Annotated in this window: 22 protein-coding genes and 3 riboswitches; of the genes, 12 read left to right on the forward strand and 10 right to left on the reverse strand. The window is 70.2% G+C overall.

The annotated features are described in order from the left end of the window. Nucleotides 1–4 precede the first annotated feature (4 nt). The 4 genes from ABD120_RS38450 (at nucleotide 5) to ABD120_RS38465 (ending at nucleotide 3,602) form a co-directional block, all read left to right on the forward strand. Nucleotides 5–418: a VOC family protein gene (locus ABD120_RS38450; protein ID WP_343955311.1), complete on the forward strand. Its 414-nt coding sequence runs from the start codon at nucleotides 5–7 to the stop codon at nucleotides 416–418. A 46-nt stretch (nucleotides 419–464) separates the two neighbouring features. Continuing rightward, nucleotides 465–562: riboswitch (glycine riboswitch) on the forward strand. Next, nucleotides 563–659: riboswitch (glycine riboswitch) on the forward strand. Between the two features lie 33 nt (nucleotides 660–692). After that, nucleotides 693–1,775, forward strand: a complete 1,083-nt coding sequence (gene gcvT / locus ABD120_RS38455) for a glycine cleavage system aminomethyltransferase GcvT (RefSeq protein WP_343955312.1) — start codon at nucleotides 693–695, stop codon at nucleotides 1,773–1,775. Next, a complete protein-coding gene (gene gcvH / locus ABD120_RS38460) occupies nucleotides 1,776–2,165 on the forward strand; it encodes a glycine cleavage system protein GcvH (protein ID WP_343955313.1) in 390 nt (129 codons plus the stop codon). Nucleotides 2,166–2,225: 60 nt separating this feature from the next. Next, nucleotides 2,226–3,602, forward strand: coding sequence for an L-serine ammonia-lyase (locus tag ABD120_RS38465; protein ID WP_343955314.1), 1,377 nt, complete (start codon nucleotides 2,226–2,228; stop codon nucleotides 3,600–3,602). Between the two features lie 189 nt (nucleotides 3,603–3,791). On the opposite strand, the gene ABD120_RS38470 is transcribed toward ABD120_RS38465, so the two are convergent. Further along, nucleotides 3,792–5,039 carry a helix-turn-helix domain-containing protein gene (locus ABD120_RS38470; protein ID WP_343955315.1) on the reverse strand — a complete coding sequence of 416 codons (1,248 nt, stop codon included), beginning with the start codon at nucleotides 5,037–5,039 and terminating at the stop codon, nucleotides 3,792–3,794. 264 nt (nucleotides 5,040–5,303) lie between these two features. Between ABD120_RS38470 and ABD120_RS38475 the strand changes: the two genes are divergently transcribed. The 4 genes from ABD120_RS38475 to ABD120_RS38490 all read left to right on the forward strand — a co-directional run bounded on the left by ABD120_RS38475 (nucleotide 5,304) and on the right by ABD120_RS38490 (nucleotide 7,110). After that, nucleotides 5,304–5,552 (forward strand): hypothetical protein, encoded by a 249-nt coding sequence (locus ABD120_RS38475; protein ID WP_343955316.1) that lies wholly within the window; start codon nucleotides 5,304–5,306, stop codon nucleotides 5,550–5,552. A 52-nt stretch (nucleotides 5,553–5,604) separates the two neighbouring features. Next, a complete protein-coding gene (locus tag ABD120_RS38480; protein WP_343955317.1) occupies nucleotides 5,605–5,889 on the forward strand; it encodes a hypothetical protein in 285 nt (94 codons plus the stop codon). Next, entirely contained in the window at nucleotides 5,886–6,314 is a 429-nt protein-coding gene (locus tag ABD120_RS38485; protein WP_343955318.1) for a type II toxin-antitoxin system VapC family toxin, read from the forward strand. Before ABD120_RS38480 ends, ABD120_RS38485 begins: the two co-directional genes overlap by 4 nt. Before the next feature lie 103 nt (nucleotides 6,315–6,417). Next, nucleotides 6,418–7,110, forward strand: a complete 693-nt coding sequence (locus tag ABD120_RS38490; RefSeq protein WP_343955319.1) for a DNA alkylation repair protein — start codon at nucleotides 6,418–6,420, stop codon at nucleotides 7,108–7,110. Between the two features lie 102 nt (nucleotides 7,111–7,212). On the opposite strand, the gene ABD120_RS38495 is transcribed toward ABD120_RS38490, so the two are convergent. Both ABD120_RS38495 and ABD120_RS38500 read right to left on the reverse strand, forming a co-directional pair. After that, nucleotides 7,213–7,923, reverse strand: a complete 711-nt coding sequence (locus ABD120_RS38495; RefSeq protein WP_343955320.1) for a VOC family protein — start codon at nucleotides 7,921–7,923, stop codon at nucleotides 7,213–7,215. Nucleotides 7,924–8,120: 197 nt separating this feature from the next. Continuing rightward, nucleotides 8,121–8,732 carry a TetR/AcrR family transcriptional regulator gene (locus tag ABD120_RS38500; RefSeq protein ID WP_343955321.1) on the reverse strand — a complete coding sequence of 204 codons (612 nt, stop codon included), beginning with the start codon at nucleotides 8,730–8,732 and terminating at the stop codon, nucleotides 8,121–8,123. A gap of 90 nt (nucleotides 8,733–8,822) precedes the next feature. On the opposite strand from ABD120_RS38500, the gene ABD120_RS38505 reads away from it, so the two are divergent. After that, nucleotides 8,823–9,569, forward strand: coding sequence for an SDR family NAD(P)-dependent oxidoreductase (locus ABD120_RS38505; RefSeq protein WP_343955322.1), 747 nt, complete (start codon nucleotides 8,823–8,825; stop codon nucleotides 9,567–9,569). A 116-nt stretch (nucleotides 9,570–9,685) separates the two neighbouring features. Further along, nucleotides 9,686–12,829, forward strand: coding sequence for an AfsR/SARP family transcriptional regulator (locus ABD120_RS38510; protein ID WP_343955323.1), 3,144 nt, complete (start codon nucleotides 9,686–9,688; stop codon nucleotides 12,827–12,829). On the opposite strand, the gene ABD120_RS38515 is transcribed toward ABD120_RS38510, so the two are convergent. The 3 genes from ABD120_RS38515 to ABD120_RS38525 all read right to left on the reverse strand — a co-directional run bounded on the left by ABD120_RS38515 (nucleotide 12,813) and on the right by ABD120_RS38525 (nucleotide 15,139). After that, entirely contained in the window at nucleotides 12,813–13,562 is a 750-nt protein-coding gene (locus ABD120_RS38515) for an ABC transporter permease (RefSeq protein WP_343955324.1), read from the reverse strand. The two genes, ABD120_RS38510 and ABD120_RS38515, sit on opposite strands and share 17 nt — an antisense overlap. After that, entirely contained in the window at nucleotides 13,559–14,503 is a 945-nt protein-coding gene (locus tag ABD120_RS38520; RefSeq protein ID WP_343955325.1) for an ATP-binding cassette domain-containing protein, read from the reverse strand. Before ABD120_RS38520 ends, ABD120_RS38515 begins: the two co-directional genes overlap by 4 nt. 138 nt (nucleotides 14,504–14,641) lie before the next feature. Continuing rightward, nucleotides 14,642–15,139, reverse strand: a complete 498-nt coding sequence (locus tag ABD120_RS38525) for a GNAT family N-acetyltransferase (RefSeq protein WP_343955326.1) — start codon at nucleotides 15,137–15,139, stop codon at nucleotides 14,642–14,644. Nucleotides 15,140–15,177: 38 nt separating this feature from the next. Here ABD120_RS38525 and ABD120_RS38530 point away from each other — a divergent pair, with 38 nt between their 5' ends. Next, nucleotides 15,178–15,603 carry a TIGR03668 family PPOX class F420-dependent oxidoreductase gene (locus ABD120_RS38530; protein ID WP_343955327.1) on the forward strand — a complete coding sequence of 142 codons (426 nt, stop codon included), beginning with the start codon at nucleotides 15,178–15,180 and terminating at the stop codon, nucleotides 15,601–15,603. Here ABD120_RS38530 and ABD120_RS38535 read toward each other — a convergent pair. The 4 genes from ABD120_RS38535 to ABD120_RS38550 all read right to left on the reverse strand — a co-directional run bounded on the left by ABD120_RS38535 (nucleotide 15,570) and on the right by ABD120_RS38550 (nucleotide 19,993). Then, nucleotides 15,570–16,310 carry a gamma-glutamyl-gamma-aminobutyrate hydrolase family protein gene (locus ABD120_RS38535; protein ID WP_343955328.1) on the reverse strand — a complete coding sequence of 247 codons (741 nt, stop codon included), beginning with the start codon at nucleotides 16,308–16,310 and terminating at the stop codon, nucleotides 15,570–15,572. The two genes, ABD120_RS38530 and ABD120_RS38535, sit on opposite strands and share 34 nt — an antisense overlap. A gap of 192 nt (nucleotides 16,311–16,502) precedes the next feature. Next, nucleotides 16,503–17,267, reverse strand: coding sequence for a 3-oxoacyl-ACP reductase (locus tag ABD120_RS38540; RefSeq protein ID WP_343955329.1), 765 nt, complete (start codon nucleotides 17,265–17,267; stop codon nucleotides 16,503–16,505). Nucleotides 17,268–17,309: 42 nt separating this feature from the next. Then, the gene (locus ABD120_RS38545) at nucleotides 17,310–18,650 is read right to left on the reverse strand and encodes an aldehyde dehydrogenase family protein (protein ID WP_343955330.1); all 1,341 of its coding nucleotides are present in this window, start codon (nucleotides 18,648–18,650) and stop codon (nucleotides 17,310–17,312) included. After that, complete coding sequence (locus ABD120_RS38550; RefSeq protein WP_343955353.1) at nucleotides 18,647–19,993, reverse strand: glutamine synthetase family protein; 1,347 nt, start codon at nucleotides 19,991–19,993, stop codon at nucleotides 18,647–18,649. The genes ABD120_RS38545 and ABD120_RS38550 overlap by 4 nt, the downstream gene beginning before the upstream one ends. A gap of 127 nt (nucleotides 19,994–20,120) precedes the next feature. Between ABD120_RS38550 and ABD120_RS38555 the strand changes: the two genes are divergently transcribed. Next, on the forward strand, nucleotides 20,121–20,837 hold the full coding sequence (locus ABD120_RS38555) for a FadR/GntR family transcriptional regulator (protein WP_343955331.1): 717 nt from the start codon (nucleotides 20,121–20,123) through the stop codon (nucleotides 20,835–20,837). A 22-nt stretch (nucleotides 20,838–20,859) separates the two neighbouring features. After that, nucleotides 20,860–20,944, forward strand: a riboswitch (ZMP/ZTP riboswitch). The last annotated feature ends 13 nt before the right edge of the window (nucleotides 20,945–20,957 follow it).

Below are 20,957 nucleotides of genomic sequence, written 5' to 3' on the forward strand. Positions count from 1 at the left end.
CACCGTGAAACTCCAGAGCCTCTACCCCGTGATCGGCACCTCCCGCATCCGGGAGTCGCGCGACTTCTACGTGAACCTGTTCGGCTTCGAGATCACCTTCGAGGCCGACTGGTACGTCAGCCTGCGACGTGGCGGCCACGAACTGGCCCTGCTCGACCACGCCCACCCCACCGTGCCCGCCGCCTACCGCAAGACCGCCCAGGGCGTCCTGCTCAACGTCGAGGTCGAGGACGTGGACGCCGAATGGGAGCGCCTGGTCGTCAAGGAGGGCCTGAAAGCCGAACTCGACCTCCGCACCGAGGACTTCGGGCAGCGACACTTCATCGTCGCCGACCCCAACGGCCTCCTCATCGACATCATCACCAACATTCCGCCCACCGAGGAGTACGCCTCCCAGTTCGTGGACAGCACATCCTGAACGCGACAACACCCCCATGGCGGCACTAGGCTGGCGGTGGCACCGATGAACCCACGCGGGAGAGCGTCCTGACACCCGGTCAGGAACCCTGAAGGAGCAAGCCCTCCCCGCGAACCTCTCAAGGCAAAGGACCGCGCGGGCGAGGTGGCCTCTGGAAAGCAGGTCCTTGCGACCTCGCCGAAGGTGAAAGTCCGGCAAAACCCGGGCGAAGCTCTCAGGCAACCATGACAGAGGGGGAGGATGCTGGCATCCGATCCTGCCCTGAGGTGCGCACATGTCCCGACCGACGCCGCTGCGAGACATCCATGAGAGTCTCGGCGCGACACTGACCGACTTCGCGGGCTGGCTCATGCCCCTGCGCTACGGCAGCGAGTCCATCGAGCACACCGCCGTACGCACCGCAGCCGGACTGTTCGATCTCTCCCACATGGGCGAGATCTTCGTGACCGGCCCGCAGGCCGGGCAGGCCCTCGACCACGCCCTCGTCGGCCACCTGTCCGCCCTCGCCGTCGGCCGCGCCCGCTACACCATGATCGTCAACGCCGAGGGCGGCGTCCTCGACGACCTCATCGTCTATCGCCTCGGCGACGAGGAGTTCATGGTCGTCGCCAACGCCTCCAACTACGAACTCGTCGCCCGTGAGCTGACCACCCGCTCCAGCGCCTTCGACGCGGCCGTCGAGGACCGCTCCGACCAGTACGCGCTCATCGCGGTGCAGGGACCGCGCGCGCAGGAGATCCTCGCCACGCTCACCGACGCCGACCTGCCCGGCCTCAAGTACTACGCCGGACTGCCCGGCACCGTCGCCGGAGCCCAGGCGCTCATCGCGCGCACCGGCTACACCGGTGAGGATGGATTCGAGCTGTTCGTCGCGAACGCCGACGCCGTCTCGCTCTGGCACGCGCTGACCAAGGCGGGGGAACCGTACGGGCTGGTGGCCGCCGGGCTGTCCTCCCGCGACACGCTCCGCCTGGAGGCGGGCATGCCGCTGTACGGCAACGAGCTGTCCACCGCCCTCACCCCGTTCGACGCGGGACTGGGACGAGTGGTGAAATTCGACAAGCCCGGAGACTTCGTCGGCCGGGCGGCGCTGGAGGCGGTCAAGGACACTCCGCCCCGGCGCCGCCTGGTCGGACTCGTCGCCCAGGGCCGCAGGGTGCCCCGCCACGGGTACCCCGTGACCAAGGACGGCGCCGTCGTCGGCGAGGTCACCAGCGGAGCGCCTTCCCAGACCCTCGGGAAGCCGATCGCGATGGCCTACGTGGACACTGGAGTCACCGAAGGACTGGCCGTGGACATCCGAGGCAGCCACGAAGGCGTGGACCTGGTCGAGCTGCCTTTCTACAGGAGGAAGTAAGTGAGCAACATCCCTGACGAGCTGAGCTACACCAAGGAGCACGAGTGGGTGGCCGGCCTCGACGACGGCCTGACGCTGACCGTCGGGATCACCGCCTTCGCCGCCGACGCCCTCGGTGACGTCGTCTTCGTCCAGCTTCCCGAGGTGGGTGTGAACGTCGAGGAAGGCGAGTCCATCGGCGAGGTCGAGTCGACCAAGTCGGTCAGCGAGATCTACGCCCCCGTCGGCGGCGAGGTCATCGAGGTGAACCGGGCCGTCGTCGACGACCCCTCACTCTGCAACAGCGACCCGTACGGCGACGGCTGGATGTTCCGCATCCGCCTGGAGGGCGACCCCGAGAACCTCCTGACGGCCGAGGAGTACGCCGCCCTCACCTCCGCCGAGTCCTGACCCACCATGCCGGGGCCCTGCCGGGCCCCGGCGCACCACCAGCGCGGAAGGGCGCATCCCATGGCGATCAGCGTCTTCGACCTCTTCAAGATCGGCATCGGTCCGTCGAGCTCGCACACCGGCGGCCCGATGGCCGCCGCCCACAAGTTCGCCCGAGGTCTCGACACCGACGGCCTCCTCGACGCCACCGCTCGCGTCGAGGCGATCCTGTACGGCTCGCTCGGCCTGACCGGCAAAGGCCACGGCAGCGACAAGGCCGTCCTGCTCGGCCTGTCCGGAGAGAAGCCGGAACTGGTCGACGTCGACACCGTCGACGACAGACTCGCCGAGATGCGCACCTCCGGCACCGTCCGCCTCTACGGCACCAAGGAGATCCCCTTCGTCGTCGGCGAGGACCTCGTCTTCGAACGCAAGATCTCCCTGCCCGGCCACCCCAACGGGATGCGCTTCACCGCCCGCGCCGAGGACGGCACCGTCCTGCGCGAGAAGATCTACTACTCGGTCGGCGGCGGCTTCGTGGTCGACGAGAACGCCACCGGCGCCGACCGCATCAAGCCCGACGACACCGTCCTGCCCTACCCCTTCACCACCGCCGAGGAACTGCTGAAGCACTGCTCCAACACCGGGCTGTCCATCTCCGGGCTCATGCTGGCCAACGAGAGGGCGTTCGGCCGTACCGAGCAGGAGATCCGCAGCGGCATCCTGCACCTGTGGCAGGTCATGGGCGAGTGCGTACGGCGCGGCATCGCCAAGGAGGGCGTGCTGCCCGGCGGCCTCAAGGTCAAACGGCGTGCCCACCAGCTCCACCGGCGCCTGTGCAGTGAGTCCCCCGAGAAGGACCCGCTGCAGACGATGGACTGGGTGTCGCTGTTCGCCCTCGCCGTAAACGAGGAGAACGCGGCCGGCGGCCGCATCGTCACCGCCCCCACCAACGGCGCGGCCGGGATCATCCCGGCGGTGCTGACCTACTACACCCGGTTCGTCCCGCAGGCCGATGACGACGGGGTCGTCCGCTTCCTGCTGACGGCGGCCGCGATCGGCGTCCTGTTCAAGGAGAACGCGTCGATCTCGGGGGCGGAGGTAGGGTGCCAGGGCGAGGTGGGCTCGGCGTGCTCGATGGCGGCCGCGGGCCTGACCGAGGTCCTGGGCGGCACCCCCGAGCAGGTGGAGAACGCGGCCGAGATCGGCATCGAACACAACCTGGGGCTGACCTGCGACCCGATCGGCGGGCTGGTCCAGATCCCGTGCATCGAACGCAACGCGGTCGCCTCGATCAAGGCCATCGCGGCGGGCCGCATCGCCCTGCGCGGCGACGGCCGCCACTTCGTCAGCCTGGACAAGGCCATCAAGACGATGCGCGACACCGGCCGGGACATGCTGGACAAATACAAGGAGACCTCACGCGGCGGCCTGGCCGTCAACGTCATCGAGTGCTGAAGGTCCTGAAGGCAAGGTCCTCACCAGCGGCGCTTCGCGCCTCGGGGTTCGGGCTGTCACGGTGGGGCTTCGCCCCACACCCCGGGCGAGCGCTCCCCGCGTGGCTGGGGTTCGTGATCTCGCTGAGACTGGGAATTCGGAACGGCAGGGTGCGGACGTGTTCCGTTTTCGGGAAGAACGGACACCGGGTCACGTCGATACGGCGGCGGCGTGACGCCGAAGTTCCCGGTACATCTCTAGCAGTTCCGTTGCCTCGGGTAGACCACGTGCTCCCACCTCGGCGATGATTTCGGCGGCACGCCAATGACTCGATGGCACCAGCATGCCGCTGGTCATAGCCTCGCCGGTCACGTGGCCTGCTTCTTCGAGTTGGCCGCTTGCCAACAGTGCCAGCGCGAGATCCAGTCGGGCGGAGGCCGCGCGACGAGGTCGGGGACCGCCGTCCGTGGGTGCCTCCAGGCGGGTCAGCACCTGCCTGGCGTACGATTCGGCGGCGGTGTCGCCGATCCACGCAAGTGTCGTGGCGGTGTAGGCGTCGCTTTTGGCCGGGTCGTAGCGGTAATGGTGCTCCGGGCGATCCGGCATGCGCATCGGGGAAACCAGGCCGTGAACCCGATTGAGCGCATCCCGGGTTTCGGCGCCCGCCCCGAGACGTGCCCATGCCCGGCCTTCTTGGGCGATCGCCTGCACATGGACCGAAGTTCCGCGAGGAGCCACGGCCTGTGCCTCCTGAGAAAGCGTCACGGCCCGCCGGTAATCGCCGTCGATGAGTACCTGCCATGCTTCTGTCTCCAGGCACCACGCGATGATTTCCGGATGTTCGGCTTGCTTGGCCAGGTGCCTTGCAGTTCGCAGTTGTGCGGCGGCGGCAGGTTGGTTTTTGAGATCGATGTGACAAGTGGCACCGATAAGTGACAGCCAGCCCTCGGTTACGACAAGGCGACGGTGTTGCGCGAGCGTCTTCTTGCCGTCCAGCAAACGGCTGACATACCCGAGATGCACACGCACTCTCCTGAGGAGCGCCGCAGGCGGTGTCTTCGAGTAGATCGAAGCCAGCTCGTCCACAGTGGCTTCGAGGCGCTGAAGTGTCTCTTCGCCGACATCGCTCGCCGTGACTCTGCGCGCGAGTTCCAGCGCTTCAACCTCGTCACTCTCGGTGGCTTTACCAGGGGCCGGCGGCGGGTCGATGAATATCGCCTCACTCAGGCCGAGAACTCGGCCGTACAGCAAGGGGTACGGGTCGGCGGGGTGATGTCTACCGGCTTCGTGATCTTTGATTCGACGAATCACCGAGTCGAGTTCTGGAAGGCTGATACCACCGCCCGCTGCTTTGAACAGCCGGATGGCGAGTTGCTTCTGGGACCAACCGGCTTGGCGCCGCTTCTCCCGTAGGAGTTCGGCCCAGGTCGGAAGGGCGCGGGGCAGTTCGGCGGCCATGCCACACCTCGTCATGGGAGGGGCGGGAGCAATCCTTCTCGTCCAGTGTCCCCCGGTCGCACCTGTCGACGCAGCCATTCGGGCGTTGTGATGTGGGTCGGTACATCGAGCAAGGTCGGCCGCACCGGGCGCGGTGATCGAGCCCACCGGTCGGGGCCTTGCGGGACATGCTGGGACAAACACCGGGAGATCTCGTGGGGCGGCCTGGCCGCCACTTGGCTGGTGCGCCCGGAATCTGTCGCAGCGAGCGGCTAGCGTTGGGGCATGACGGCGTATCACCACGACAAGGTCGTCACCGTCCCTCGCGACGAGTACGAGGCGCTCAAGGCCGGGGTCCGACGGCTGCGCCGCGAGGTCGGTCGTCAACAGGCGCTGCACGCCATCATGGCGAACGCCAGCGATCCCGGCCCCACGCGGACATTCACCCGCGACAAGCTCGCCGCCGAATGGGGCATCAGCGGCTCGCATCCCTTGAGCGTGTCTGAGAATAGATCGCTGCGCGGACTTGCGTAGGCGCCGCCCGCCGACTATGGCACGCCGTGGCACGCTGAGGTACGATGAGGCTATGAAGCCAACGATGCGGGCCACCGAGGTCAGCGTCCGCCAGTTCGTCAATGACTCTGGCAGCGTGACGCGTGGTCTACGGGAGGGCAAGCGATACATTCTGACGATCAACGGTGAGCCGCTCGCCGAGGTGAAGCCGATTCGGCGTCGCCGCTTCGTGCCCACGGCTGAGGCTCAAGCCATTTTCGCCACCGCCCCTGCCATCGACTGGGCAGACGTGCGTGCCGAGTGGGACGATGTGATCGACGATTCACTGCGCGATCCGTTTGAAGGGACCGGGCTATGAATCGTCACGACCGCGGCATCCTCGACACCAACGTCGCCGCCGCCTTCAAGCTTTTCGATCCTGCCGAACTTCCGATTGAGGCCGCTATCACCGCAGTCACACTCGGCGAACTATCACGAGGACCGTACGCCACCGACGATCCGGTAAAGCGAGCAGGCCGCATCTCAGTCCTCCAGCACGCTGAGGCGGCGTTTGGCGACCCCTTGCCGTACGACGCCGAGTCGGCCCGTATGTTCGGTCAGGTGTGTGCCTCCGTGTACTCCATCGGCCGCCAACCGAGAGGACGAACGGCCGATCTGATGATCGCGGCGATCGCCGCCGCGAACGAACTGCCCCTGTACACCGCCAACCCGAAGGACTTCGACGGCCTTGACCGACTTATCCAGGTGGTGGCCCTGACGCGCCCGGATGGCGCGACCGGCTAGAACTCGACCGGCCACGCATCCGTTGAAAGTAGAGCTGAGGAGATCATGGTCTGCGGCCCGGAAAGGCAGGCGCCTGGACGGCCCGGCAGGCTGCCAACCGCCTATGAGAGCTGAGCGATTCATCGACCGCCTGACCGCGCTGGCCTCCCCGGAAGAGCAGGAGAAGATCCAGCGCTACTTCAAGGGCGGCGTGTCCGGTGCCATCGGGGTCCGCATGGGGGAGGTGTTCGACCTCGCCAAGGAGTTCGTCGACCTGCCGCCCGCCGAGTTGAACGTCCTGCTCGACAGCCCGATCCGCGAGGCGCGGGTCGGCGCCCTCAGCATCATGGACAAGCAGGCCCGGCTGAAGCGCACCGGCGAGGGGCGCCGTAAGGAACTGTACGACCTGTACCTGTCGCGCATGGACGTCATCGACAACTGGGACCTGGTCGACCTCGCCGCCCCCTGGGCCGTCGGCCGCTACCTCGAAGACAAACCCCGCGACGTCCTGGACGACCTGGCCCGCTCGGCCAACCCCTGGGAACGCCGTACCGCCGTCTATGCCGCCCTCTATTTCACCCGCAAGGGTGACGACGACGACATCTACCGCCTGGCCGAACTGCTCATCGCCGACCCTCACGACCTCATCCACAAGGCCGTCGGGGGAGTCCTGCGGGGGGCCGGGAAGAACGATCGCCCGCGCCTGCTGGCGTTCCTCGACCGGTACGCCGCCGCAATGCCGCGCACCATGCTGACCTACGCGATGGAGCACCTGACCGCCGAGGAGAAGGCCGCTTACCGGGCGAGATCCGCCTGAGACGGCGGAACGCGACGCCGCCGCCGACGTGAGCCGGGATGTCACCACGACGCCCACCCTTCACGACAAGGCGGACGGGCTTGCTCGGTGTGAGGGCGCCGGTCAGCGCGGGGTGAGGACGCAGAACTCGTTGCCTTCCGGGTCGGCGAGGATCGTCCACGGTGCGTCGCCCTGGCCGAGATCGACGTCGGTGGCGCCGAGGGCGCGCAGCCTGGCCACCTCCGCCGCCTGGTCGTCACCGGCGTACGGGCGGAGGTCGAGATGGATGCGGTTCTTCACGGTTTTCACGCCGGGTGTGCGAAGGAACTCCAGGTACGGCCCGACCCCCTTGGCCGAGCGCAGGACCGCGTGGTCGTCGGTCACCTCGTGCAGGGTCCAGTCCATCGCCTCGTCCCAGAAAGCGGCCATGGCCCGGGGGGCCACACAGTCGACCACCACCACGGCGATCGGCCCGGTGTCCCGGTAGATCGGCCGGGGCTCCAGCACGCAGAACTCGTTGCCCTCCGGGTCGGCGAGAACCGTCCAGGGGACCTCGCCCTGGCCGACGTCGGCGGGTGTCGCGCCGAGGCCCTTCAGGCGCGCGACCAGTTCCGCCTGATGGGCCGCCGAGGTGGTCGCGAGGTCGAGGTGCACGCGGTTCTTCCCGGTCTTGGGTTCCGGGACGGCGAGGACGTCGACGCAGACGGCGACGGGGTCCGGATAGACGAAGCCCTCCGGCTCGACGTTGGTCACGCCGGGCCCCTCGCTGGACAGACCCCAGCCGAGCGCCTCCGCCCAGAACCGCCCCACCACGGAGTCGTCCTTGGCATTCATCGCAATCTGCACAAGTCGTGTCGCCACCCCCCAACCTTATGCCGCCTGGATCGGGGCGACCGCCCGAGGCCCGCGGGTGCGTCGAACCGGCCGGCCACCTGTGGTCCGCCGGCCCGCTGGACAGGTCGGCCGGCCGAGGCCGTCGGCCTGTTGAACCGGCCGCCCGTGGTCCACCTGTGTGTCGAGGGTTCCCTCGGCTACGACGCCGGCGCTCGCAGGGCGCCGGCGCGGGCGGCGGCCAGCGTGATGTGTGCCGCCCGGTCGGCGGTGGTCTCGTCGACGGGGTCGGCGGCGATGAGCAGGCGCAGGTAGATCGGCGCGGCCAGGGTCTTCAGCAGCTCTGCCGGGTCGGTGCCCTCCGGCAGTTCGCCGCGCCGGACGGCGCGGGTGACCACGGGTTCGGCTCTGGTGAGGCGGTCGTCGAACACGTGGCGCCGGGCCTCGGCGATCTCCGGGAGGTGGGCCGCTCCGGTGAACATGGCGGCGAGGACGGCCTGCCCGGTCGGGCCGGTGAGCGTCTGGACGATCGAGCGGGCCAGCGCCCGCAGGTCGGTCTCGACCGCCCCGGTGTCCGGCACGGGGATGTCCATCGCCAGGTGCTCGCCCAGGGCGTCGGTGAGCAGGCTCTCGCGATCCTTCCAGCGCCGGTACACCGTCGTCTTGTGGACTCCGGCGCGCAGGGCGACGTTCTCGACGCTCAGCGCCGCGTACCCCTTGTCCACGAGTTCGGCGAGCGCGGCGGCGTGTACGGCGGCGCGCACCTTGGCGCCACGGCCGACCGTACGGGCGGAGGGCTGCTCAGGCTGCATTGCAACTCCAAGTTGCGATAGTCGTGAAACGGGTGACAAGATGACGATATCGCAACTTGAAGTTGCGATAATTCTCTGAAAGGGCGCATCATGCTTCGCTGGACCGTTCACGCCATCCCCGATCAGACCGGCCGGATCGCCGTGGTGACCGGCGCCAACAGCGGCATCGGCTACGTCACCGCCCGCGAACTGGCCCGCCGGGGCGCACGGGTCGTCCTGGCCTGCCGCGACCCCGGACGCGGACACGCCGCCCTCGCCCGCCTGCGGCGCGAGGTGCCCGGCGCCCGACTGGAACTGCGGCGGCTGGACCTGCTGGCCGCGCGCGATCCCCGGGTGGTCACCGTCAGCAGCGAGGGCCAGCGCTTCGCCCGCCTCGACCTGAGCGACCTCGACGCCGAGCGCGGCTACCGGGCGGCGTTCGCCTACGTGCGTTCCAAGCGGGCCAACCTCTACTTCGCGATCGAACTGCAGCGCCGGGCGGACGCCGCAGGGCTGAGGCTGCGCAGCATGGCCGTCGCCCCCGGACTCACCCGCACGAACGTGCTCACCGGCGGCGCCAACGCCGGCAGGGGACGGCTGTACGCGACCCTCGTGCGCCTGCTGGTGCGCGCGGCCTTCCGGCCGACTCCGGAGGGGGCGAAGACCTCCCTGTACGCCGCGACCGTCCCCGGCCTGCCCGGGGGCAGCTACATCGTGCCCGACGGCGTCCTGCAGTTGCGGGGCGAGCCCACGCGGCGCACTCGCGAGCGCGCCATCCGCGACGCGGCCACCGCCGCCCGCCTCTGGGAGCTGTCCGAGCGGCTGACCGGCGTCACGCCGTCCATGGGTGCGCACTAGCTCGCGACATATCGTGAATACACGTACCATGTGGGACCATGACCGACGATTCTGCCCGGCGGGCCACGCCCGCCACCGGCGTTTCCGACAGCTCCCAGGTTCGGCACAATACCGATGTGCGAGTCGGATTGCTTGGGCCGTTCGAGGTCAGAGACCGTGACGGGGCCGTGGTCGAGGTCCCCGGAAGCAGGCTGCGCGCGCTGTTGGCCGCGCTCGCCCTCACCCCCGGCCGGATCGTCTCACGCGCGAGGCTGGTCGACTGGATCTGGGGCGAGCAGCCGCCCGCCGACGAGGTGAACGCCCTGCAGGCGCTGGTGTCCAGACTCCGCAGGGTACTGCCGGACGGCGTGATCGGAGCGGAGGCCGGCGGGTACCGGCTGGCCGTGCCCCCCGACGCCGTGGACGTGTGCCGGTTCGAGGACCTGGTCGGCCAGGCCCGCGCCGCCGAACCCGCGGCGCGGGCACAGCTGCTGCGCTCGGCCCTCGCCCTGTGGCGCGGTACGGCCCTGGCCGACATCGCCCTGCGCGACAGCGACACGTTCGACGCCGTCGTCGCCCGCCTGGACGAACTCCACGTCGCCGCCCTCGGCGACCGGGTGGAGGCCGACCTTCGCCTCGGCCGGGGCTCGGAACTGGTTCCCGAACTGACCGAACTGGTGGCCACGTACCCGCTGCGCGAGGGATTCGTGGCCGCCCTCATGCGAGCGCTCGCCGACGCCGGGCGCGGCAACGAGGCGCTGACCGTGTACCAGCGCACCCGCGAGCGGCTCGCCGACGAGTTGGGCGCCGACCCGTCGGCGGAGCTGTCCGCGGTGCACACCGCACTGCTCCGGGGCGAACTGGGCGAGCGGGCGGACGAGCGCAGGACGAACCTGCGCGCCGAGCTGACGAGCTTCGTCGGCAAGGACGACGACATCGCACAGGTCGCCGGCCTCGCCGCCGGACACCGGCTGGTCACCCTGACGGGACCCGGCGGCTCGGGCAAGACCAGGCTGGCCACCGAGACCGCGCGGACCATGCTGGCCGACCTGCCCGACGGCGCCTGGCTGGTCGAACTGGCCTCGGTGCAGGCGGGCGGCGACCTGGCGCAGGCCACGCTGAACGCGCTCGGGCTGCGCGACCAGCCCCTGCTCGGCGAGCCGCGCGGCGGCGAGGCGGCGGACCGGCTCGTCACCGCGATCCGGGACCGCGCGATCCTGCTGATCCTGGACAACTGCGAACACGTCATCGAGGCGAGCGCGGCCTTCGCGGACCAGCTCCTCGGCGAGTGCCGGAGACTGCGGATCCTGGCCACGAGCAGGGAACCGCTCGGCATCACCGGCGAGGTCCTGTGGCAGGTCGAGCCGCTGGCGCTGCCTCCGCAGGACGCCGGGCCCACGGAGGCCGCGTCCTCGCCCGCCGTACGGCTGCTGCGCGACCGCGCGGACCTGGTGCGCAAGGACATCGGCTCCGACCCGGACACCATCGCGGCCATGGCGCGGATCTGCCGGGCGCTCGACGGGATGCCGCTGGCGATCGAACTGGCCTCGGCCCGGTTGCGCACCATGTCCGTCGACCAGCTCGCGCGCCGGCTCGACGACCGGTTCCGGCTGCTGACCGGCGGCAGCCGGACGGCGCTGTCCCGGCACAAGACGCTGCGCGCGGTCGTCGACTGGAGCTGGGACCTGCTCACCGAGGCCGAACGCGGCGTGCTGCGGCGGCTGTCGGTGTTCTCCGGAGGGGCGAGCCTGGAGGCGGCCGAACGGGTGTGCGACTCCGCGGACGGGGAGCCGGTCTTCGACGTACTGACCGCTTTGATCGAGAAGTCGCTGGTCCTCGCCGACGGCGAGGACCAGGCGCGCTACCGGATGCTCAACACCATCAGGGAGTACGCGGCGCAGCGGCTCGCCGAAGCCGGGGAGAGCGAGGCGGCGCGCCGGGCGCACCTCGCCTACTTCATCGAGCTGGCCGAGACGGCCGAACCGCACCTGCGCCGGGCCGAGCAACTGGAATGGATGGCCGTCCTCCACGCCGAGCACGACAACCTCGGCGCCGCCCTGCGCGGGGCGATCGCGGAGGGCTGGGCGCAGGAGGCGATGCGGCTGTCCGGGTTCGGGGGCTGGTACTGGTTCCTCAGCGGGCAACGGGCCGAGGGCACCGAACTGAGCATCGCGGCGGCCTCGCTGCCGGGCGAGGTGACCGACGAGGTGCGGGCGCTGGCCTACGCGTGGGTGACGATGTTCGTGACCTCCTGGCCGGGCGCCGGTCCGGCTGAGGCGGAGGAGTGGATCAGGCAGGCGCATCATCACGCTCGGCGCAGTGGGTACAACCATCCGATGCTCGGGTTCCTCGGGGTGCTGAAAGGGCTGCTGGCGGGGCCGGCCGAGTTCATGCCCGCCTTCGAGCCGCTCGTCGCCAGCGACGATCCGTGGGTACGCGCGCAGGCCAGGCTGGCCCGCGCCCGGTTTCGGCTCACGCTCGGCGGAGACGCAACGGACGTGGACATCGACGCCGAGATGGCCCTCGCAGAGTTCCGCTCGGTGGGCGACCGGTTCGGGATCGCCCTGGCGCAGAGCTTCCTGGCCGACCAACTCGCCATGCGCGGTGAACTGGCCCGCGCCTGTGAGCACTACGAGGTGGCGATCGTGGCGACGACCGAGATGGGCGCGATGGAGGACGTCGTCTACTCCCGGTCACGGCAGGCTCAGCTCTACTGGCTGCTCGGCGACGAGCGCTCCAGCGCGTACGCCATGGCCGAGGCGCAGCGGTGCGCGGGCGGGATCGCCTGGCCGGACGTCCTCGCCAACCTGGAGCTGGAGAAGGCGCAGCTGGCGCGTCGGCGGGGCGAGCCGGACGCGGCCCACCGGTACCTGGCCGCAGCGGAGGTGGTGCAGGGCGGCGTCCATATGAACAGCATGATCCGTGCCGTGAGCGCGGATGTGCGCGCCTACCTCACCGAGGACCTCAAGGAGGCCCGCGCGTATCGGATCGAGGCCTTCCACGCGGCGATGGCGTACGGACAGGGGTTCTACCCGCTGGTCGCCGAGACGCTGATCGGGCTCGCGGATCTCGCGGCGCGCGAGGGGCAGTACGAGCAGGCGGCCCGCCTGCTCGGGGCGAGCGACGGCGTACGCGGTACGCCGGACCGGTCGCAGCCGGACGCCGCCCGGAACGCCGCCGCCGCACGCGATCGCCTCGGTGAACAGGTGTTCACCGAGGCGATGCTGGACGGCGGGCAGGCGGACTGGCGGGAGCTGGCCGAGATCACGCTCGCTTCTTGAACGAGGCGCTCGCCCACAGGTAGCCGACCAGCGCCATTCCGACGCACCAGACAACCGCCGTGAGGATCGGCCCGGTCGACGGCGTACCGGCCAGCAGGCCGCGCAGGGTCTCGATGATCGGGGTGAACGGCTGGAACTCGGCGAACTGCCGCACGCCCGCGCCCATCTTCTCGGCGGGTACGAACGCGCTGCTCAGGAAGGGGAGCATCATCAGCGGGACGGCGGCCATGCCCGCGCTCTCCGGCGTCTTCGCCGCGAGGCCGAACGCGACGGTCAGCCAGCCGATCGCCAGCACCGCCAGCGCGACGACGCCGAGCACGCCGAGCCACTGCGTGAAACTCGCCTCCGGGCGGAAACCCATCAGCAGCGCGACCCCGATGACGAGGGTGATGGCCACCAGGCTCCGGAGCACGGTCATGATCACATGGGCGTTCAGCACCGCGGCCCTGGAGACCTCCATGACGCGCAACCGGTTGATGAATCCGGTCGTCATGTCGGAGTTCACCGCGATCGAGGTGGCGCTGACGCCGTAGCAGATGGTCGTCAGAATCAGCCCCGGCGTCGCGTAGTCGGCGTAGGCGGTGCCGACGCTGAACCCGTCGCCGAGCACGTAGACCATCAGGAACATCAGCACGATCGGCATGATGACGGAGTTGAACAGCGCGACGGGGTTACGGATCGAGTGGCGGAAGTTGCGCCGGAGCAGCGTTGTGGAGTCTGAGATGACGTTCATCGGGCGTTGACCTTCGTGTTCGTGTTGGTGGTGAGGGCGAGGAAGACGTCGTCCAGGTCCGGTGTGTGCACCGACAGCTCCTCGACGTCGACGGAATGCCGGTCGAGCCGGTCGAGCAGCGCGCGCAGCGACCGCACCCCGCCGTCGCCGGGCACCCGGAGGGCCAGCTCCTCGTCGTCCTTCGTGGAGGCGTCCAGGACCTGCGCCGCGAGGTCGAGCGTGGGCCGGTCGGCGAACCGCAGCCGGACGTGGCTGCCGGGAACCTGGCGCTTCAGCTCGGCGGCGGTGCCCTCGGCGACCAGCTTGCCCTGGTCGAGTACGGCGATGCGGTCGGCGAGCTGGTCGGCCTCCTCCAGGTACTGGGTGGTGAGGAAGATGGTCGTGCCGTCGGCGACCAGTTCCCGGATGATCTCCCACATGGTGCGGCGGCTGCGCGGGTCGAGGCCGGTCGTGGGCTCGTCCAGGAAGATGATCTGCGGGGCGCCGACCAGCGTCATGGCGAGGTCGAGCTTGCGGCGCATGCCGCCCGAGTAGGACGCCGCCGGCTTGCCCGCCGCCTCGGTCAGCTCGAACCGGTCGAGCAACCGGCGGATGACCCGCTTGCCCTGCGACTTGGGCAGGTGCAGGAGGTCGGCGATCAGCCGCAGGTTCTCCTCGCCGGTGAGCAGGTTGTCCACCGACGCGAACTGACCGGTCACTCCGATCGCGGCGCGCACCGCCTTGGTCTGCGTGGTCACGTCGTGACCGGCGACGAGCGCCTTCCCGGCGTCGGCGGGCAGCAGCGTGGTCAACACGTTGACCGTCGTGGTCTTGCCGGCGCCGTTGGGACCGAGCAGCGCGAAGATCGTGCCTGCCCGGACGTTCAGGTCGATGCCGTCGAGCACGACCTTGTCCTTGTAAGACTTTCGCAGCCCCGAGGCCGCAATCGCTGAACCGTTCATGTGGACAACGTTCGCCGACCACCCTGATACCGCACCGTCACCGCGCTGACGCCACCGCTGACACGGCATCACCCCAGGTCGGGCCACCTGGCCGCCCGCGATTTCGCGAGAACCACCGGTTCCGTCCGCCCTCGGGTGTCAGAGCAGAGTGATCTCGGGCGACGCCGTACTCGCGGTGACGGGGCGGCGGTAGATCTGGCGGGAGCCGCCCTCCGGGCCCGGGTCGGTGGCTTCGGCGGGGGTGAAGCCGAGGCGCTCGTAGAAGGCGCGGGCGCCGCTGGTGACGGCGCCGGGGTGGTCGGGGCCGAAGGTGACGACCTCCAGCGTGCCCGGTGTGCGGACGTAGGCGTCGACGGCCGCGTCCATGAGGCTGCGCCCCACGCCCGTGCCGCGCGCCTGCGCCGAGACCACGCACCAGTGCACGTGGTACACGGGGGGTTCCGCGCCGAAGAGCAGGCCGCCGAGGAGGTCGGGGCCCGATGACTCGGCGACCAGGGCCATGGAGTCGCGGATGTGGGCGTGCAGGGCGTCGTGGAAGCCGGGTTCGTCGACCATCGGGCCGAACCAGTGCTCCACCTGGGCGGCCAGACGCAGCAGGCCGGGGACGTCCTCGGGGCGGGCGAGTCTGACGGACATCCCCTGATCGTAAGGCTGCAGGGTGGTTCAATGTGGGGATGGAGGCGCGGGAGAGGTTCGCGGCGGCGCGGGTGGCCCGGCTGGCGACCTCGGGGGCGGACGGGGTTCCGCATCTCGTGCCCGTGGTGTTCGCCGTCGAGGGCGACGCGCTCGCCTTCGCCGTGGACCACAAGCCGAAGCGCAGCGCCGACCTGCGGCGCCTGCGCAACATCGCGGCGAACCCGTGCGTCTGCCTCCTCGCCGACCACTACGAGGACGACTGGACGCGGCTGTGGTGGGCGCGGGCCGACGGCCGGGCCGAGATCGTGGCCGAGCCGGGCGAGCGGGCCCGATGGGTGGCGCGGCTGGCCGCCCGCTACCCGCAGTACATCGCGGCCCCGCCGGAGGGGCCGGTCGTGGTGGTCGCGGTCGAGCGGTGGAGCGGCTGGTCCTACGACCCCTTCGCGGCCTCGACCAGCGCGTAGAAGAGGGTGAGGTCCTGACCGGCCTCGGGATGCCACTGGACGCCGTGCGCGAACCCGGCCCCCTCGACCTCGATGCCCTCGATCACGCCGTCGGTGTGGACGGCGGTGACGACGAGCCCCTCGCCGAGGCGCTTGATGCCCTGGTGGTGGTAGTGGGGGACCATGACCTCGTCGGCGTCCAGGATCTTGGCGAGGGAGCCGCCCTCGGTCAGCAGGGTGCGCATGACGCCGAACACGCCGGGCTCGGGGGCGTGGTCGGTGTGGCCGACGACGTCGGGAAGGTGCTGGTGGAGGCTGCCGCCGAGGGCGACGTTGAGGATCTGCATGCCACGGCAGACGCCGAGGAAGGGAAGATCGATCGCGAGCGCGGCCTGCACCAGGGCGAACTCGGCGTCGTCGCGGAACTCGCGGACGTAGCCGGTGCGGGTGTCGGGCGGCTCGGAGTAGCGCCAGGGCGAGATGTCGCCGCCACCGGCCAGGATGAGGCCGTCGAGCCGCTCGACGAGCGAGGCGGGGTCGCCCTCGGGGGGCAGCAGCACCGGCTGGCCGCCCGCGTCGACGATCTTCTGGACGTACATCCGGGGCAGCAGCGCGACTTCAAGGTCCCAGACGGTGTACTGCGCCCGTTCCACATAACACGACACCCCGATGACGGGCCGCATGGTGCTCTCCGCTCTCGTGCTGATCGCCGCCGAACCGTAGTTCATTACGGCCAGCCACCCTAACGCCACCCACCGTGATCCCACCATGGCCTCCAGGAAGACGCTCCTCCCCGCGCACCGTCCCGCCGTGACGACGCACGGCGTCACGGCGGGACGCGGCGGGGGACAGGGGCGTCACCCTGGAGGCCACCGGGTGGCGTCGGCGGGTGGCGGTGGATGGGCCGAGCCGTAAGGGGGCTAGAGAGGGGTCACGTACGCGCTGGAGATGCCGCCGTCCACCAGGAACTCCGACGCGGTGATGAAGCTGGCGTCGTCGCTGGCGAGGAACGCGACCGCGGCCGCGATCTCCGTAGCCTCCGCGAAGCGGCCGACCGGCACGTGCACGAGCCGCCGCTGCGCCCGCTCGGGGTCCTTGGCGAACAGTTCCCGCAGCAGCGGCGTGTTCACCGGCCCCGGGCACAGCGCGTTGACCCGGATGCCCTCGCGCGCGAACTGCACGCCGAGTTCGCGCGACATCGCCAGCACGCCGCCCTTCGAGGCCGTGTAGGAGATCTGCGAGGTGGCCGAGCCCATCACCGCCACGAACGAGGCCGTGTTGATGATCGAGCCCTTGCCCTGGCGCCGCATGTACGGCAGGACGTGCTTGCAGCACAGGTACACGCTGGTCAGGTTCACCTCCTGCACCCGGCGCCACGCGTCGAGGCCGGTCTCCAGGATGGAGTCGTCGTCGGGCGGGGAGATCCCGGCGTTGTTGAAGGCGATGTCCACGCTGCCGTAGGTGTCGTGCGCGATCCGGTACATCCGCGCGACGTCGTCGTCGCTGGTCACGTCGGCTTTGACGAACAGGCCGCCGACCTCGGTGGCGGCCTTGGTGCCCGCCTCCTCGTCCACGTCGGCGCAGACCACCTTGGCGCCTTCCTCGGCGAATCTGCGGGCGGTCGCGAGCCCGATGCCGCTGCCCGCGCCGGTGATGACGGCCACCCGGTCCTGCAAACGGTGCATAACTCCCACTTCCTGAAATATGGGCTTACTTCGTAAAGGGCGTCAGTCCCATGACAGGAAGACGTTCTTGGTCTCCGAGAAGGCGCTCAGCGCGTCAGGGCCCAGCTCGCGGCCCAGCCCCGACTCCTTGAACCCGCCGAACGGGGTCCAGTACCGCACCGACGAGTGCGAGTTCACCGACAGATTGCCCGCCTCGACCGCGCGGGCCACTCGCAGCGCCCGCCCGGTGTCGCGGGTCCAGATCGAGCCGCTGAGGCCGTACCTCGTGTCGTTGGCGATCCGCACCGCGTCCGCCTCGTCCACGAACGGCACCACCGACACCACCGGCCCGAACACCTCCTCGGTGAAGGCCCGGTCGCCGGGACCGGAGGTGAGCACGGTCGGCGGGAACCAGTAGCCGGGACCGGCCGGGCAGGAGCCCTGGAGGTAGGGGTCCTCGACGAAGCCGCTGACCCTGGCCAGGTGCTCGGCGCTGATCAGCGGGCCCATCTCGGTGCTCTCCTCGCGCGGGTCGCCGACCTTCACGCCCAGCACGGCCTGCGACAGCCGGGACAGGAACTCCTCGTACACCCCGCGCTCCACCAGGATCCGCGAGCGGGCGCAGCAGTCCTGCCCCGCGTTGTCGAACACCGCGTACGGCGCGGTCCGCGCCGCCTTGTCCAGATCGGCGTCGGCGAAGACGATGTTGGCGGACTTGCCGCCGAGCTCCAGCGTGATCCGCTTGACCCGGGCCGCCGCCTTGGCCGCGATCTCCTTGCCGACCTCGGTCGACCCGGTGAAGACGATCTTGGCCACCTCGGGGTGCTCGACCAGCCTGGCGCCCGCGACCTCGCCCACGCCGGGCAGCACCTGGAGCACCCCTTCCGGCAGGCCCGCCGCGAGCGCCAGCTCGGCCAGCCGCAACGCCGTCAGCGGCGTCCACTCGGCGGGCTTCACGATCACCGTGTTGCCGGCGGCGAGCGCGGGCGCGACCCCCCACGTCATGATGACCATCGGGAAGTTCCACGGGACGATCACGCCGACGACGCCCAGCGGCTCCTGGAAGGTGACGTTGACCCCGCCGGGCACCGGGATCTGCTTGCCGTGGTGGCGCTCCGGCGCCCCCGCGTAGAAGTGCAGCACGTCGCGGACGTTGCCCGCCTCCCAGCGCGCGTTGCCCACCGTGTGCCCGGCATTGGCGATCTCCAGCTGGGCGAGTTCCTCGGCGTGCGCGTCCACCAGGTCGGCGAAGCGGCGCAGCAGCCGGGCCCGGTCGCCGGGCGCGATCGCGCGCCAGCCCGGGCAGGCCCGCGCGGCCCGCTCGACGGCGCGGTCCACCTCGGCCGCGTCCGCCGCCTCGACCTCGGCGACGACCTGCTCGGTGGCCGGATTGATGATCTTCACAGTCTCTCGTACCCCCTGAACAGTTCCCAGTCCGTGACGGCGGCGTCGAAGGCGGCGAGCTCGACGCGGGCGTAGTTGGCGTAATGGGCGACCACGTCCTCGCCGAACGCCTCCCGCGCCGCCTTCGAGCCCTCGAACAGGGCGAGCGCGTCGCGGAGCGTGTGGGGGACCGTCTCGGCGCCCGAGGTGTAGGCGTTGCCCTCGTACGGCTCCGGGAGGGGCAGCTCGGCGTCGATGCCGTCGAGGCCCGCCGCGATCATCGCGGATACCGCGAGGTAGGGGTTGACGTCGCCGCCCGGCACCCGGTTCTCGACGCGCAGGCCGAGGCCGTGGCCGACCAGGCGCAGCGAGCAGGTGCGGTTGTCGACGCCCCACTTGACGGCGGTCGGGGCGAAGCTGCCGGGGACGTACCTCTTGTAGGAGTTGATGTTGGGCGCGTACAGCATCGTGAACTCGCGCAGGCGGTCGAGCTGGCCCGCGACGAACCGGGCGCCGAGCTCCGACAGGCCGTGCCGGCCGGTGCCCGCCATCACCGGCTCGCCGTCCGCGCCGCGCAGGCTCAGGTGGATGTGGCAGGAGTTGCCCTCACGCTGGTTCGGCTTGGCCATGAAGGTGATCGAGCGGCCCTCCTGGGCGGCGATCTCCTTGGCGCCGTTCTTGTAGATCGAGTGGTTGTCGCAGGTCGCGAGTGCCTCGGCGTAGCGGAAGGCGATCTCGTGCTGGCCCAGGTTGCACTCGCCCTTGGCGGACTCGACATAGAGCCCGGCACCCTCCATATCGCGTCTTATCCGTCTCAGAAGGGGTTCGACGCGGGCGGTCCCGAGCAGGGAGTAGTCGACGTTGTACTGGTTGGCCGGTGTCAGGTCACGGTAGGCGCGGTTCCAGGCGTCCTCGTAGCTGTTGTCGTTGACGACGAACTCCAACTCGGTCCCGACGTAGGCGCGCAGGCCCCGCTCCTCCAGCCGGGCGAGCTGGGCGCGCAGGATCTGGCGTGGGGAGGCCGTCACGTCCGTGCCGTCCTCCCAGGCCAGGTCGGCCATGAGCAGGACGGTGCCCTCCTGCCACGGGACGCGGCGCAGGGTGGACAGGTCCGGGTTCATCACGAAGTCTCCGTACCCACGCTCCCACGACGACATCGCGTAGCCGTCCACCGTGTTCATGTCCACGTCCACCGCGAGCAGGTAGTCGCAGCCCTCCGAGCCGTGCCGCAGCACCTCCGCGAGGAAGTAGCGGGCCGACAGCCGCTTGCCCTGGAGACGTCCCTGCATGTCGGCGACCGCCAGCAGGACCGTGTCGATGCGCCCGGCCGCGACCTCCTGGCGCAACTCCTCCACGGAAAGCATTCCGGTGTTCACGTCACCACGCTCCGATCTGGCCGCCACGGTCTCCCGTTAATTGGGCTAGTGTCAGACCATTGAGATGGACGGCGGGATCTGTTGTCAAGGCCCACCGGCCCGATGGGGGGAGACGATGGTGAACCCGTTGACGGTGCTTCGACCCGTCCGGGCGGGCAACGCCTTCGAGGAGACGGTCGAACGACTCCTTCAGGCCATCAAGCTCGGCGCCGTCGGCCCCGGCGAGAAGCTGCCGCCCGAGCGCGAACTGGCCGCCCTGCTCGGCATCAGCCGCGTGACTCTGCGCGAGGCCATCCGCGCCCTCCAGGACGCGGGCTTCCTCGACGTACGGCGCGGCCGGTACGGCGGCGCCTTCGTCACCTACGTCCCACCCCGGCCCGGCACCGGGGCGCTGCGCAGAGCCGTGACCGACATGGGCACCGCCGACCTGTCCGACGCCCTCACCTTCCGCATGGCCGTCGAGTGCGGGGCGGCCGAGGTGCTCGCCGCGACCGAGTTGACCGCCGCCCAGCGCGCCACCCTGCGTACCCGCCTCGACGAGCTCAACGCCGCCGGGCCCGGCGACTACCGGCGCCTCGACACCGCCTTCCACCTGTGCATCGCCGAACTCACCGGGTCCTCGCTGCTGGCCGCCGCCTGCGCCGACGCCCGCCTGCGGGTCGGCGACCTGCTCAACGCCATCCCGATGCTCCAGGTCAACATCGAGCACGCCGCCGCGCAGCACGAGGCGATCGTCACCGCGATCTTCGCGGGCGACCCCGGTGCCGCCCGCCGCGCGGTCTCCGAGCACCTCGAAGGCACGGCGGCGCTGCTGCGCGGCTTCCTGTCGTGAGTTCGCCCGCGAGTCGGGCATGCTTAGGGGGAGCGACTGGCGGCAAAGAGGATGGAATCGACCATCGGGAAGCACAACGGTGGAAGCCGACCGCCTGGGCGACCACTTCCCGGAGGAGGA

The organism is Nonomuraea longicatena, assembly GCF_039525605.1.
GTDB classification, from domain to species: domain Bacteria; phylum Actinomycetota; class Actinomycetes; order Streptosporangiales; family Streptosporangiaceae; genus Nonomuraea; species Nonomuraea longicatena.